We start from the raw sequence: 14,276 nt of genomic DNA on the forward strand, positions 1-14,276 counted from the left end.
ATGAAAACTTGTGTTTCCAGAGAATAAAGTTTCATCTAAGGATTGCTATTTTTTAGCTAATTAGCAACAGCACGCATTTCAAACACTGATTTTAGCGTATAATTTGACTATCTTTGCACTTAGCCTTTACCCCTCTTAAAAGCAGTCATGGTAAGGGTTTCCTTGTTTTCGGAGATGTCTATTACACAGAGCAAAACGTGAAGTAACCTATGATGCCGTGAGGCGTTGAGCACTACCAATAGGAGTACCTAGACTAGTAACAGAAGTTGTGAAGTAACCTATGATGCCGTGAGGCGTTGAGCACTCTCTATCGATAGCGAAGGGGTTAGGCGTTTTCATGTGAAGTAACCTATGATGCCGTGAGGCGTTGAGCACGATTGTTGCGAAGAAATAAAACGACAATTAAGAAGTGAAGTAACCTATGATGCCGTGAGGCGTTGAGCACTAATTCCTATTCCTGCAATTGAGCCGGACTGGATTTTGTGAAGTAACCTATGATGCCGTGAGGCGTTGAGCACAGGCAATTGACGACCTGTTTACCCGGCGCAAACCGTGAAGTAACCTATGATGCCGTGAGGCGTTGAGCACTTGCACAAATCCCTAAAGTTGATACGGAAATAATAAAAGTGAAGTAACCTATGATGCCGTGAGGCGTTGAGCACTCCGATCGATACAGTCACTAAATCTTTTTCTTTGTGTGAAGTAACCTATGATGCCGTGAGGCGTTGAGCACGGATATCACGCTTAAAAACTTCAAGCGAGACTTGAGTGAAGTAACCTATGATGCCGTGAGGCGTTGAGCACATTTAAAGCCTTGGAACCCTGTCCACTTCGGGCATGTGAAGTAACCTATGATGCCGTGAGGCGTTGAGCACAAGGTGGTGGGAATTTATCACGCGAGATGTACGAGGTGAAGTAACCTATGATGCCGTGAGGCGTTGAGCACTCATCCCAGGTCAACGCTATTGCTTCGGATGGACGGGTGAAGTAACCTATGATGCCGTGAGGCGTTGAGCACTCTTACAGTGCAACTTATAGTGTAACCGGACGTGTGTGAAGTAACCTATGATGCCGTGAGGCGTTGAGCACATTGATGAATATCAGAATATTTGGGGATTTAAAAAGTGAAGTAACCTATGATGCCGTGAGGCGTTGAGCACAGTAAATTGGCAATGTTAATTGACCGATGTGTGTCAGTGAAGTAACCTATGATGCCGTGAGGCGTTGAGCACGTTTATCAGTGGCGTAATTCTGTCCAGTTCCTCTTGTGAAGTAACCTATGATGCCGTGAGGCGTTGAGCACTAGCGGACACAATTATTAATGAACTGAAGAGAGGCGAGTGAAGTAACCTATGATGCCGTGAGGCGTTGAGCACGAGCATCTTGATACAATCATCCAGGGTGAAGCTGGTGAAGTAACCTATGATGCCGTGAGGTGTTGAGCACTTAGAAACAGCAGCAGAATTAGTAGGGCGGAAAGTAGCGAGCTTTCAAACCCAGAAGAGAAAGCACGTTTAATGTACGTAGCGATGACCAGGGCTATTGACCAACTAATTATTACCTGCTATCAGTCATCAGAATTTACCAACCGTGTTAAGTCAGCATTATCAAAAGTTGCAGGGTAATTCTTAGAGGAAAATTTATAGGGTGCAAAATGAGCGATTATGCAAATATAGAAATCAACGGTAAACCTGGATTAGTCTGGGGCAATTTAATTGTTCCGGCTGCTGGCAGGTCAAAAATTACAGTTAAAATCGTTGGTGATTTATTACAAACCAATATTCAATCATCTTACGGACTAGAAAAAAGGAATATTCAAACTAGAATTCAGGATGTCAAATCAATCGAAATTGCCTCTGGTCCCCTTAATTGGTTACTGGTTTTGGGGTTTTTAACCCTTCTTTGGGGTATTGGCATTATCTTTATTATTCTTTACTGCTTCATCAGACAAAATTGGCTAATAGTTTATACCGGAACCATTAGTATTATCGTGTTCTATAAAAAGACCCAAGATGTAGAGCGGTTTAGGTCTACCGTGCTGAAACTGGCTCGTCAACTTAATTCACCATCTTTACCAAGAACACCACCACCAGCACCACCCAGAATGCCAGGACAAACAACTGTTCAGTAGATTTTAAAGTTGGCGATCGCACTCACTTTTCGGTCTACTGACTTTCGTTTTTAAACGCCGCAGTGAAAGTTTGCAGCTTTTGCTTACGTAATGCTTGCACGTTCAAATGTATAGTATATTTGTCAATAATACCCGTATATCGGCTCAATGCCTAAATAAACTCAAAGCTTATTTATGGCAGATTCGATGTTGATGAGGTACAGCAACAGGATTGAGAATCACAGTTCAGCATCTTTAACACCCAACACTAAAAGTTTTATCTCAAACAGAGAGCGCCTCATTTTCGCCCAGGCAGAATAAGTATCAGCTTTTGTTTTATCTAACTGTGATTGTTTAGCCAAATAGCTTTCTGTGTCGTTGTTGCCACGAATATATCTAAGCTCGAATACCTTAAACTGATCTACAGCCCTTGCTCCCACAACTTGAGCTACTTGAAAATCAGTTCTTGCCTCATCAAATTTAACAAGTGCGATCGCTACTTTTTCCCGTGTGGTGTCTGCTAGTTGTGCGCGGGCGCGTTGAAGTTCTGCAACTTTAATTTGTAAGTCAGAGATAGCGATCGCATTTCTATTAGCTTCTGTATTAGCTCCTTGGCTACCCTGAAATAATGGAATACCAATCACATTGAGCAGCCCATTAATTAGTCCAGTTTCCCCGCGAAATATTCCAAGCAAATTGTCTATTAATCCTCTACCTTGTTGAGGTTGTCCAGCAGTAGGAGTTGGGCCAAGTAAATATTGTAATGCTGGTGTAAGAATAGATAACCGCACAGTTTTAGCATTTCGGCTTTGAGCTTCAGCAATTTTATCATTTGCTTCTTGAATCCTTGTATCTAGTTCTTTTAATAGTGTTGACTGCGAGACAGCTTTAGTCTGTAACTGCTCTAAACAACTAGCAGAAATCTCCAGACACGGCAGCGCCCCCCGCATAATCCGCCACATATCATCATTAAATTGGTCAGTCAGTAACTTATCAATATCTGGCCTGACAAAAGGATTCTGCTGATTCTTAGGGGAAATTTGATCAGCTTCCTCTTCAGCCTGTTGCGGGTCAACATCCTCACCACTATTTGTAGGTGTCGGAGTTGTTTTAGCTGGCTTATCCTCGGTTTCCTCATCCTCTATCGCATCTGTTGGAGCTTTGTTAGCGGGGGTTTGTGGGTTTACTGTCGGCTTTTGACGGGGTTGTTGATTTTGAACTATTATCTGTGGAATTGAAGCGATCGCTTCCTCCATTCTTAGAGGAAAAATTATTGCTAACAATAGTAATAGTAGTGGAGTATTTTCCATCCTTGCCAAGCCAAGGCTTGACTTTTTTAACATAACCATTTTTGGGGCTTCTAATAACAGGAATTTCAGCTATTTTATCCTCTATTGATGTTAATGAAATATTTAACTGTGCTAACTGATATTCCTTATTTCTTAATGCCTCTTCATATTGCAATCTAGCGCGTTCGTAATCTTGTCTAGCTTGGGTTTCTGACTGAATTCTCTTATTCTCCTCCACCGATGCTTGATACTCTTGCATCTGTCGGCGATTTTTAGCCGCTTCTAACCTAGATTTAGCTACACTCAGTTCCGATTCTGCCAAGGAAATATTAGTTTTTAATTGTTCCAATTCCTGGCTCTGGAGGATTGCAGAATTATCTAATTTGGCTCTAGCTTGATCAACTGCTGATTGTGCCTGATCAAGTTCAGATTGCAACTGTTTAAGCTTAGACTGCTCATGCTGCAAGATTTCTGACTGCATTTTCATATCATTCATTGCAGCTATCATCTGCTCTTGCTCTTGAATTTTTTGAGATGCGATCGCAAAAGTAGCCCCAGCTTTTTCAAATTCTGCGCGGCGCTCTGGGTTATCTGTTGTTAAAAGTTTGAAACGACTAGCTAAAACTGCCTTAGCCTGTTTTAATTTAAGTTCAGCTTGGGATATATTAGCTTGCTCCTCTTCAAAAGCACTAGGTGGTAAGCTCCTAATTAATGGTGTGGGTGGTGGTGGTGTAGGAGCAATCAAAGTCTTAGAGGTGAGGTTTTCAATTTGCAGTTTAATTGATTTTTTTTGTCTTTCTAAGCGTTCGCGCTCTTTAGAATTATCAGAAATTATATCGCCAGCTTTAATTTCATCCCCTACTTTAACCTTTAAAAAGCTAGGGTCATCAACAGATATATTAATTCTCAAGGGACGGTTTCTTTGCAGAACTGAAGCTGTTAACTGTTCCTCCTCTTCCTTGTCAGGCACTGATGGCGTTTGTATAACAGCTTCCGCTACAGCAGGTTTTTCTACATTTCTAGATTTTCCTCCCAGAATGAAGAATAGAGCCATCGCTCCTATGACCCCTACATTAATTAAAAAGTTAGTTCTAGCAGCGTTCATAAAACGGCTTAATTTTAGTTTTTATACCTTCAGTTCCCATTCTAACGAGTGCTTCTAATGGTTGTAATTGGGAAACCAAGTTAGGTGAAAATCTAAATCTGTTAGATACATATCTAACCTCAGTTTGGTCAACCATTAGCACTATTTTAGTAGCAGTATTGGCGATAACTTCTTTACTGATTTCAGAATCGCGCTGTGAAGCTACCACTACCGATAATCCATATTTTCTACCATCTGCAAGAATAATATTCAGAGTTTTAGATAATTTAACCTCTTTGGCTTCATCTATAAATAAATATGTACGTGGTGATTTATCAGCAGCTTCCCCTAAGATTCTGTGAGTATCCATCACTTGCTTGATAATAGATTCAGCAGCAATTGCACCAAGTCCTGGCACTTTACCAAGGGCTGATAAATCAAATCTAATTAATGGTAAATCTAAGATTGGCTGTGGTTTAGTAAATATTCCATACTCAAACATCGCTGCTAGCTTCAAAGCTAATTTCTGTGATTCTTTACAACCACCTTGGATTCTTGAATCAATTTCATCACGTAAATCTTGAAATGTAGGAGGCTTCCTAGTCCAGGTGCTAGGGTTATCTTGAACTATTCCACATTTTTTATAGCATCCCACTAGAATTTCGATAATTAAACCCTCTTGATTTGCCCCCATAGTTAAAGCTTTTCGGAGTGTGGCAGCTACAGCGATCGCTTGCAGTGCTGGGCCACCACCTTTAGTATCTAAATCAATGGTGAGGGGATTAATACCATGTGGTGATTCCATATCCAGGGAATAACAAACCTCTCCTGGTAATTGTTGATCACCGTGGAAATCAATCAGTATGCAGCGTACATTAGAAAAGAGCTTAGGTAGTTCATAGGCTATTGATTTTAATGTCTGTGTTTTACCACTTCCAGAAGTACCAATAATCGCTACATGACCATTAGGAAGCTGTGACGGATTCCAACAGCATTTTTCCCCTAAGAAAATACCTGAAGGTTGCAATTGCTCACCTGCTTTTTTCTTAGTTTGGTTTGGTGTGAGTGTGGGTTGTGGTAATGGTTTCATGATTGGTAATTGGTAATTGGTAATTAGTGATTAGTAATTGGTGACTAATTAATCCTGCATAGCTGCCTCCTAACTACTACTAACAATTGACCGCACTTGCAAAGAACCCGTAGCGAATTCATCCCCTAAAAATTTTATTACTATCTGTAGTGGAGCAGCTTCTAAATTTATATTGGTAGAAGTTGCATCAATAAACTTGAATTGATAAGGGTCGCGGGGAATAATAGAAGTGTCAAAATCATCAGCTGATAACTGACCACTAATAAATACCATTGCTCCAGCGCGGTTAAACTTAGCGATCGCTGCCCCAATCGGTTCATCCTCTAAGAAAATAGTTTCAATAGTGGTGATAGCATTAGTCCCCACATCTGCTGTAATTTGCTCAACTATTATCTGTGCATCTGGTTCAGTTGAAGCCTTGTATAGTTTATCGGTTTGCTGGTCAAGCACTATAAAACCTTGACCGTAGCTTTGAATAATTAAAAACTTGCTGTCAACCTTGACCCTATCTCCAGACCTCACACCCTTGATATTGGCAATAATTTTGTGAGTGCTACCAGATTGATTATAGATTTGTACTGCTCCAGAGGTAGAAGCAATTAATCTGTTGAATTGGTTGAAAAGCCCCCCTGAGTTGTTGATGTTAAAAACTGCCAGGGCGATCGCTATCAATAACACCAACACAAAATACTCAGCATTACTCCCAGTCCGTAAGCGTAAATTTCGATTACCTGGGCAAACGCAACGGACGGGTGATGGCCAAAACATTTCTACACCGCCCCGTGTGAAAACATCGGCAAACCAACCGAAAGTGTAACCAATTGTTAAGGCATGAACGAGATTAATAAACTGAGGATGAAACAGTGCTACACCATATCCAACAACTGCTACAACTGCACTGGCAACTAAACTGTGGGTGCAACTGCGGTGTGGCATTTTTGATTCAAAGAAGCTGCTAACCCAAGGCAAGACCCGGCCGGCTGGGGATGTAGAAATATCAATGTCTGGGAGAAGACCAGCGATCGCACCCACAGCAATAACAGCAGGGTTAGCAGTTCCAAGCAATAAGCTGGTAGCAGTACCACTAATCAGTAGGTGCGAAATCCCTAACATCACCTTATCCTCTGGCTTTCGCGGGGCAAGTTATATAACAGTCGTGATAGCCCAAGGAAGATAGCCGCGGCGATACCTCCAAAAATGTAGAGTGCTTGGTCGCTGGTTCCAAGCCCTATAAATCGCATAATTACAAACACAATTCCCGCCAGGAGTATTAGGGGTGTGATGTCAAAATAGCGGCGGTGGTCAGCACCTTCTATTTCTAATCCAAGATATTCTTCATCTACTGCCCGCGCTGCTAACATCGGATTTCCCCCGGCGCGTTCTTGCAGCTTGGCTAGTTCAGAGGGTTTAAGGTTTATTTCCCTCTCGGCTGCGGCCTGCACCATGATTTCTCTGATTGCGTACTCCGGCAGGGGTTTTAATTCGATACGGGGGATATTGATAAAGATGTCGGTGCGTGGTGGGTCAGTTGCCAGCAGTAGCATTGGTACGCCATTTCGCCGTAGATGTTTGAGCCACATTCTAAATTTAGCATCGCAGCAGTGAGCGTCATCGAGGACGAGAAAAGCTGTGTTTTCCTCTAAGAAAGTGGCGATCGCTCTCTTTAACTTGTCAGCAGTGAGAGATTTTCCCTCTAAATCCTCAGTCGCAATATCAAACTGATGAGCAATCTCCAAAAGCATCTGCTTAGGTGTCGCCGGTTCGATGAAGGCCACAGTGAAACCATCATTTTGCAGCTTCTCCACTACCGCAGCAGCTAGTACAGATTTACCACTCCCGTCTTCACCAGCAATGAGAATTGCACCATTAGCCAGCAATGATGCTGTAGTCCGGTTGAGTTCAGCCTGTCGGTAAATCTTGAACTCCCCAGGTGCAGTTATTTCCGGTTCAGTTGGCTCAGTCTCGTTCTTAGAGGAAAATTTTGGAAATGACAGCACTGCACTAATCCCCAAAGCTGCTAGAGATAAGGGGTTTAGTCCAGCGATGGCAATTCCTATTCCAGTTGCCAGCATTCCCAAAAACTTCAGGCCGCGTTGATAGAACCCATTGCGATGTTGATCAATGAGTCCGCGTATGCGAAAGGGTCAACGCTAGGCATCTGTGCAGATTCTTGGATTTTGGCTTTTAACTCATCTGGCAAGAGTTCAGGATTTTGAATGAAGTGTTGGGCCAACACATTCTCCGCTATGAGTGTACCGGCCGCTTTACTCTGTGCGCTGGCAATAATTGCTGCTACGTCGTCTACTGGGGAGGACTGCGATCGCTTTCCTTGTGGGCTGTAATTTGTATTTGGTGCTGGGGCTTGAGTTTGTGCCACAGTTAAAGTTGTAGGCGTTGTCTGTTCCTCTTCGATTGGGCCAGATGGCTGCGGTACTGGGTAGCCCTCCATCCGTCCGTTAGCCTTGATGTGTTCATGTAAGCCATCCATGTGCGCCACCTGCTCGGCATCCAAATGAGCCTTGCCCAATACCTTATAGGTTTTAATCCTTAAGTACCTCATTCGAGCGTACAAAGGATCACGCCCGATTCCATATTTTTTTTGTAATTCTAATATGGAAATTTTGAAATTTTCTGTCTCGTTTTCGAGGGTATCGGGTTGAGTGTCTGCCATAGGAATAGCGTTATGAATAGCGTTGTATGCCAGTTTATACATATCTTATCAGCAATACAATCGGGCAGCTATATTGTGAAGTTACGGAATGTCTGGTAAAGATTTATCAATTTCACCCTACAAGTTTTTAACAGACTCAATATTTATTTATAGTTGTGGGACATTCAGTATATACTGAGTGCAGTAATCAATGCAGTAATGCAGTATGTCAGTAATTGCTTTTGTTAATCAAAAGGGGGGATGCAGCAAGTCTACATCTTCCGTACACCTTGCTTGCTGGCTATTTCGTAAGGGTAACAAGGTTCATTTACTAGATGCTGATGCTCAACGCAGTAGTTCAATTTGGCTCAAGTCGATGGATGATGCCAACATCCCTATAACTGTGCTTCAATCGCCAGACGAACTCTTAGAGCAAATTCCAGAGTTAGCAGCACAATGTGATCATCTAATAGTAGATGGCCCGGCTGGTTTATCTGAAGCCAGCAGAGCAATATTATTTAGAGCCGATCTAGCTGTAGTTCCCTGTCAGCCTACAGGGTTAGATTTACAGTCAGCAAGTGATGCTGTTAGGTTAATCAGACAAGCTCAGTCTGTGCGTGGTGGTGCGCCCCAAGCTGCAATATTTATTAGCCGTGCAGTTAAAGGTACAAAGTTATTGAGTGAAGCGATCGCACTTTTGAGCAAATCTAAGGAAGCAACAGTATTGAAAACTGTGATTCATCAAAAACAAGCCATTGCTGACACCTTCGGTCAAGCTGCTACGATTTGGGATTTGCCAGGTCGCCAGGCTACAGAATCAGCACGGGAATATGAGCGGCTGTTTAAGGAAATTTTGGGGATGTTGAAATGAATAGAAAACGAAAATCCTTAGATGATGCCCTAGCTCGTGAATTTGTCTATGGTAAGGATGAACAGGAAGAAAAACCAGCAGAACAAAACCAACAAGAGCCTGAATTACCAACCTATCCAACAGCAGCACCCACGCCTCAACCAACTAAACCTAGTATTATGTCTCAGCTTGAACAACCTTCTAAAGAACCCACAATCAGACTAACTGTTGACTTACCAGAATCAATGCACCGCAAGCTGTCTGTATTGGCAGCTAAAACAAGCAGGAAAAAGGTTGAAATTGTGCGGCTTTTACTGGATGAAGCACTTAAGGATATAGAAGAGTAATGCAGTAATTGATGCAGTAATGCAGTAATCAAGTATTTGTGAAGCGATCTAGTTGTAATGACTGCGATCGCCCTTTCCTCTAAGAAAATTGGTAATTCAGTTCAGCATCATAGAAGATGTGGAGTGATTGCTTTATTATTTCCCTTAAGAATCCTTATAAATCTCTTCAATCCCAGCATTGATAGCAAGTTGGGGATTATCAAACTTACCTTTTAAAAAAGGATCTTTAGGATAATCAGGGTTAGAAAATTTATAAGGTAATGAATTTTGATATCTTAGTGCAAATGAGTATTTAGTTTTATCCTCTGGACATAACCATATATCAACATGATGATAACCTCTTAATGGTTCTTTATTCTTGTGCAGTGAAAACTGTTGAATAGTGTGTGCTGGTTGATTAACTTCCCAGTGGTAACGGCGGCGATCGCACCATACGACTAAATCATGCTTACCCTTTCTATAAGTATCATTACTTCCACAATTCGGGCATTTCAATTTTCATCACCTACTTTATATTTAATTCCCTCTAAAAATTATATTTGCTAATTTGAATTGAAGTTCTATCTTTGTCAATTAGAAGTAGATTTTTTTCAATTATTAGGATACATTGATAATTAATATTAACTATTTCATTAGTTAATGAATGTCATAAGTAAAGGTGGTATAATACCACCTTTACTTATGCTTTTAATTTAGATCGGGTGGCTGTAATAAGCTGTTAATCTCTGGTATATCAAGCAGATTTTTTGATACAGATATTCCTTCTAGAAATTCTAGCTTTTGTGGCGTTACTGGATTGATTTCATACCTCCCAGGTGTAAAGTGCATACGCCAAATATCAGCCCAGATGAAATTGATATTGGCTGCGGCGGCTGCTTGTTCATCCTCTGCCCTGTCACTAATCATCCATGAGGTAGTTAAATCAATTCCAAAGTCAAATACAGCCTGATAAATCATTCCAATCCCAGGCTTTCTGTATCTGAATTTTTCCTCTAAGAAATCACTATCTAGTGTGTGATCAGCTAATTTAACAGAACCATTGCTAGTAACTCTGTAAACTATTAATCCCTTCATATCTGGACAGAAATATATTGCTTCCAGATGAGGAATTAATTCAAGTGTACAGTGTTGTTCAGCGATCGCATCCTCTATACTTTTTAATGGCTTGCCAGTATCGCGGTTAATTATACCGCATCCATCCTGATTAGTAATACCAACTATTGTATAGCCCTGTCGTTTATGATGTGCAATCGCTTCATGCACACCTGTCATTATTCGCTGCCCTAATGGTGTTTGAATAAATTTACCATCAGTTGATTCTCTGACTGTTCCATCCAAATTTAAAAATAATCCTTTCTGCATAAATTGACCTCATTATACTTTTGGAAGCCTTCTATTTCGTACCCCTTTCGGGGGCTGCCATTTACCAGATTTATTTACATTAAAATTAATTACTCCCTCAGACAGTGCATACAGAATTTATTTAACTGTGCTGACATTGGTATCAGTCTGGGCTGCTATTTTTTCATAGCTCATGTAATGCACTGTATGTATGGCTTCAATAACGCTAATCGCTCTCTTTTCAGCCCTGCCTAGTAAGGGATGATCATCTGGGTGTAGCATTAAAAATTGCTGATTTTTTGGAGCTAATCTAGTTCGTCTATCTGCTGTTAATTTATCCATAGTTTCGTTTCCTTATAGGGAATTTTATACACAAATTAATTGCATAAATCACACCCCTAATTTATTAAGATTTCTTACTCTTTGCTCTCTTAATAAAGCCAATAATTTCTTTAAGCGGCACACCTTCTTTTTGCATAGATTTGATTAATGGAATTGCACCTACAGGAATACTATTAATGCTGCGGCCTTTCCACTCGCCATCAATCTTTTCCTCCCAGTTAAAGCCCCATCGCCAATGGTTAGGATTCTCAGGTTCCCGGTGTCCAATTACACGGGGATAGCTTACTATACTCCCATCTTTTAACTTCTTATTTTCAATATACTTATACAGACAACCTTTTTGCTTACTGGGTTTCGGCTGTTGTATAGAGGGCATAGCTTCCCGCTTTTCCTCTAAGAAATTTTCGGGTATCCATCCACACACCCCACAACCATCATCTAATTTGAGCAGAGGAGATTCGCAGCTAGGGCAACGTACACCCTTTGATTGTTGTGTACACTGCATAGGTAAACATTCCTCTAAGAATTTATCTATTAGAGATTGGGGGGCGATCGCTATCTCAGCAATCAGATGAGTATCTCTTTCCCAGTTGTAAGTTATGTCCTTTCCAGATGGGGGATTTTTGACTGTGCCAAATTCAAGCCAATCCACAACAAACCCAAATCCTAAATTCTGCTTGATAATTCCCAGTGATTCAGATTTATCAATAATGTAAGTTCCGGTCTTACCATTAGCCCTGGTGACTGGCTGCTGGCTCTCTAAACAATGAGTTGAGGTAGAGGATTCGCTGTAATGCGACGGCTGCGACTCTAGGATCGAGAAGATTTCCTGCTGCCGTGCGTTGATTTCTAATAATTCCGTTGCGGCTCTTGACTCCGAGGGGTCTAGCCAACTCTCTGGGATTTCGTACCACTGACAAAGGATAGCCGGGTTTAATACCTCGCCTTTGTTTATTAGCCCTAATCCCTTCAGTTCTGCTTCTTGCTTGGTCTGTCCAGGAGGCCGCCCTTTCCCAGTCGATGACAACGCTCCTGGCGATCGCAACCAACAATACTCGCTCTCTAATGAAGGGACTGGCAAAGTGGCCGCTGCCGATAACAAGCCATTCCGCATCGTACCCGCCGAGGGCAAGCTGTCTGAGTATGTGTGAAAAATAGAGGTGTTTTGTGCCTGGACTGTAGGGGCAGTTGAGGAGTCCTGTAACGTTTTCAATGGCAACAAATTTGGGTTGCAATTCTCTAATAATTTGGATGACTGCGGGGAAACAGTCCCTGTCATCCTCTGCTCCAAGCCGTTGACCTTCTGTGGAGAATGGAGGGCAGGGGGGACTAGCTGTGATAATGTCGATCCTTCCTGGGTGCATATAATATCCAAGTCTGCGTTCTGCCCATTTTGGAATCTCTCGGACGTTGCCGTAGTTTTGAGCGTTTGGATATCGTTTGGAGAGGATATCACAGCAGTATTCATCAATTTCTGCGACTCCGACGAGGTTAAATCCAAGTTGCAGCCCAGCAAGGCAGAATCCTGCACCGATTCCTGAGCAGAGGTCAAGTTGTGTGAGTTGCATATATTCTTAGAGGATAAATTTTTAGTTTTCTCTATGGGTAATTTTGCATACCCACTTTCTGCAACGTTTAGAGTGCGATTGCCTACGGTGAGAGTTAAATTTGCATTTTCCTCTAAGAATTTAGGAAAAGCTGTACCATCATTCTCTTCCTTGTTCATCACTGCCTCCTATGTATGCTTTGGCCATACCCGCCCAGTCATATGCTTCTATTTCTGTTTTACTTTGCAGTATTTCCCGCTCATCATTGGCGCTTCTTTCATAAATCTGGTGTGGCATTTTTAGAGAATTTGCAAGTTGGCGAATCTCCACCTGCCTTTGTACTGTCTTGCTCCAATTCTCACGATTAATGAAATCGAGCTTTTGACAAATTTCTGGTACAAATCTAGTATCGAAATTTTCTAGTGGGATATTTCCCCACTTATTGTCAAACTCATTACAGCCATGATTTTGACAAATTACATTTTTGTCTTGATGGGGATTGTAATCAGGAATAATCAACCTAATTAGGTTCAGTTGAATAAAACCACTATCTGCACAACAAAAACAGCGCCACCTTGGGTAAAAAACCCCTTTTTCTGTTGCCTCAGTTCTAGGGTTTATGGGCATTCTGTCAAATTGGGGTAAGTTCGTCATAATTCATTCCCCCAAATCAGATGATTTTCGGTTGCCCACTGATAAAATTCACGCCTCAACTTTTGATTGGGCATATCTTCAGCTTGAAACCCAGCAGGGCCAAGTTGGCGTATTTTTTCTAACCACTCCTCCCGTTGTGGGTGATTTTCCCACTCAGCAGCTTTCGATTTGGAGGCTTTCTTTCTTGAAGATTCCCAGAGCGATCGCAACTCCTCAAAGTTAGCCTCAATCCACTTTTGGGGTAATACTGGTGGATTTGGTAAACCTCTTGCCCTCTCAAAGCAAAGCTTTTCAAAACTCTCTCTTTCATCTTTTGAGAGAGAGTCTGTATAAGTCTGATAAGTCTGTATAGTCTGAGACGGCCTAGAAGCCTTGTTACAAGAGTGTTTTGAGTGTTGATTTTCGCATTTTTGAGAATTGCTTCTCATTTTTGAGAATTGCTTCTCATTTTTGAGACTACTTTCGCAAATTTGAGAATCTTGTTTCAAATCTGAGAATTGCTTCTCATTTTTGAGACTGGATACACCGTATAGGTTGCGAATACTGAAACCAGTATCTTGAAAATCAAATATTTCAAGCTCTTGAAACTTAGCAAGCGCTCTATAAAATGTAGCTTTGCTTATCTCGCACTCTTGCAAAAGTGCTAGTGTATTAAATTCACAGTAGTGATCACCCCAGGAATCAATCTCCACTAGATAAGTCCAAATCCTCCATTCAGCAGCAGTTAAATTGGACTGGCGAAGTTTTTTGCCAACTGCTGGTGTCAGGGGGTAAAAAGATTCATTAATCATGCTGCCACCTTAGTATTGCAAGTCTTAAAGGTGACAGCTTTGTGTCTTAAGGTTCCGTCTTTTAACGTTTGTAGAAAAAACTGAATTGCCATATCATTCCTTTATGGTTTCAACATGCCCCGAAAAGTTTCACACTTGTCGGGGCTGTTTTATTGGAATAAGATCGGATTGAGCTTTTAGC

The 14,276-nt window shown here is 41.5% G+C and carries 15 protein-coding genes, 1 pseudogene and 1 CRISPR repeat array; of the genes and pseudogenes, 3 read left to right on the forward strand and 13 right to left on the reverse strand.

Features of this window, described 5'->3' with window-relative positions:
- Window positions 1-197 precede the first annotated feature (197 nt).
- Window positions 198-1,446: direct repeats of the CRISPR family, unit length 36 nt; unit sequence GTGAAGTAACCTATGATGCCGTGAGGCGTTGAGCAC.
- 208 nt (window positions 1,447-1,654) lie between these two features.
- Window positions 1,655-2,131, forward strand: coding sequence for a hypothetical protein (locus H6G73_RS19730; RefSeq protein ID WP_190607574.1), 477 nt, complete (start codon window positions 1,655-1,657; stop codon window positions 2,129-2,131).
- Between the two features lie 218 nt (window positions 2,132-2,349).
- Here H6G73_RS19730 and H6G73_RS19735 read toward each other — a convergent pair whose 3' ends face one another.
- The 6 genes from H6G73_RS19735 to H6G73_RS19755 form a co-directional block, all read right to left on the reverse strand.
- Window positions 2,350-3,366, reverse strand: coding sequence for a hypothetical protein (locus H6G73_RS19735; protein ID WP_242034249.1), 1,017 nt, complete (start codon window positions 3,364-3,366; stop codon window positions 2,350-2,352).
- Complete coding sequence (locus H6G73_RS24550; RefSeq protein ID WP_242034250.1) at window positions 3,275-4,453, reverse strand: hypothetical protein; 1,179 nt, start codon at window positions 4,451-4,453, stop codon at window positions 3,275-3,277. Before H6G73_RS24550 ends, H6G73_RS19735 begins: the two co-directional genes overlap by 92 nt.
- Window positions 4,454-4,490: 37 nt before the next feature.
- Window positions 4,491-5,573 carry an ATP-binding protein gene (locus H6G73_RS19740; RefSeq protein ID WP_190607577.1) on the reverse strand — a complete coding sequence of 361 codons (1,083 nt, stop codon included), beginning with the start codon at window positions 5,571-5,573 and terminating at the stop codon, window positions 4,491-4,493.
- Window positions 5,574-5,642: 69 nt separating this feature from the next.
- The gene (locus tag H6G73_RS19745; protein WP_190607579.1) at window positions 5,643-6,686 is read right to left on the reverse strand and encodes a metal-dependent hydrolase; all 1,044 of its coding nucleotides are present in this window, start codon (window positions 6,684-6,686) and stop codon (window positions 5,643-5,645) included.
- Window positions 6,686-7,645 (reverse strand): ATP-binding protein, encoded by a 960-nt coding sequence (locus tag H6G73_RS19750; RefSeq protein WP_190607581.1) that lies wholly within the window; start codon window positions 7,643-7,645, stop codon window positions 6,686-6,688. Before H6G73_RS19750 ends, H6G73_RS19745 begins: the two co-directional genes overlap by 1 nt.
- Window positions 7,646-7,656: 11 nt before the next feature.
- A complete protein-coding gene (locus H6G73_RS19755; RefSeq protein ID WP_242034251.1) occupies window positions 7,657-8,061 on the reverse strand; it encodes a hypothetical protein in 405 nt (134 codons plus the stop codon).
- A gap of 388 nt (window positions 8,062-8,449) precedes the next feature.
- Between H6G73_RS19755 and H6G73_RS19760 the strand changes: the two genes are divergently transcribed.
- Together H6G73_RS19760 and H6G73_RS19765 are read left to right on the forward strand one after the other, a co-directional pair.
- Window positions 8,450-9,094 (forward strand): AAA family ATPase, encoded by a 645-nt coding sequence (locus H6G73_RS19760; protein WP_190607582.1) that lies wholly within the window; start codon window positions 8,450-8,452, stop codon window positions 9,092-9,094.
- A complete protein-coding gene (locus H6G73_RS19765; RefSeq protein WP_190607584.1) occupies window positions 9,091-9,420 on the forward strand; it encodes a CopG family transcriptional regulator in 330 nt (109 codons plus the stop codon). Before H6G73_RS19760 ends, H6G73_RS19765 begins: the two co-directional genes overlap by 4 nt.
- Window positions 9,421-9,564: 144 nt before the next feature.
- Here H6G73_RS19765 and H6G73_RS19770 read toward each other — a convergent pair whose 3' ends face one another.
- The 7 genes and pseudogenes from H6G73_RS19770 to H6G73_RS19800 form a co-directional block, all read right to left on the reverse strand.
- Window positions 9,565-9,915, reverse strand: a complete 351-nt coding sequence (locus H6G73_RS19770; protein ID WP_190607585.1) for a hypothetical protein — start codon at window positions 9,913-9,915, stop codon at window positions 9,565-9,567.
- 192 nt (window positions 9,916-10,107) lie between these two features.
- Window positions 10,108-10,782, reverse strand: a complete 675-nt coding sequence (locus H6G73_RS24555; RefSeq protein WP_242034252.1) for an HAD hydrolase-like protein — start codon at window positions 10,780-10,782, stop codon at window positions 10,108-10,110.
- 117 nt (window positions 10,783-10,899) lie between these two features.
- Window positions 10,900-11,103 (reverse strand): hypothetical protein, encoded by a 204-nt coding sequence (locus H6G73_RS19780; RefSeq protein ID WP_190607587.1) that lies wholly within the window; start codon window positions 11,101-11,103, stop codon window positions 10,900-10,902.
- 64 nt (window positions 11,104-11,167) lie between these two features.
- The gene (locus H6G73_RS24560) at window positions 11,168-12,235 is read right to left on the reverse strand and encodes a hypothetical protein (protein WP_390840496.1); all 1,068 of its coding nucleotides are present in this window, start codon (window positions 12,233-12,235) and stop codon (window positions 11,168-11,170) included.
- Window positions 12,135-12,671: pseudogene (locus H6G73_RS25180) on the reverse strand (DNA cytosine methyltransferase); the annotation flags it as partial. The gene H6G73_RS24560 and the pseudogene H6G73_RS25180, both read right to left, overlap by 101 nt.
- Before the next feature lie 138 nt (window positions 12,672-12,809).
- Window positions 12,810-13,304, reverse strand: coding sequence for a hypothetical protein (locus tag H6G73_RS19795; protein ID WP_199317783.1), 495 nt, complete (start codon window positions 13,302-13,304; stop codon window positions 12,810-12,812).
- Complete coding sequence (locus H6G73_RS19800) at window positions 13,301-14,095, reverse strand: hypothetical protein (RefSeq protein WP_190607590.1); 795 nt, start codon at window positions 14,093-14,095, stop codon at window positions 13,301-13,303. The genes H6G73_RS19795 and H6G73_RS19800 overlap by 4 nt, the downstream gene beginning before the upstream one ends.
- Window positions 14,096-14,276 lie beyond the last annotated feature (181 nt).

Origin of the sequence: Richelia sinica FACHB-800 (assembly GCF_014698825.1) — a bacterium.
In the GTDB taxonomy this organism is placed as follows: domain Bacteria; phylum Cyanobacteriota; class Cyanobacteriia; order Cyanobacteriales; family Nostocaceae; genus FACHB-800.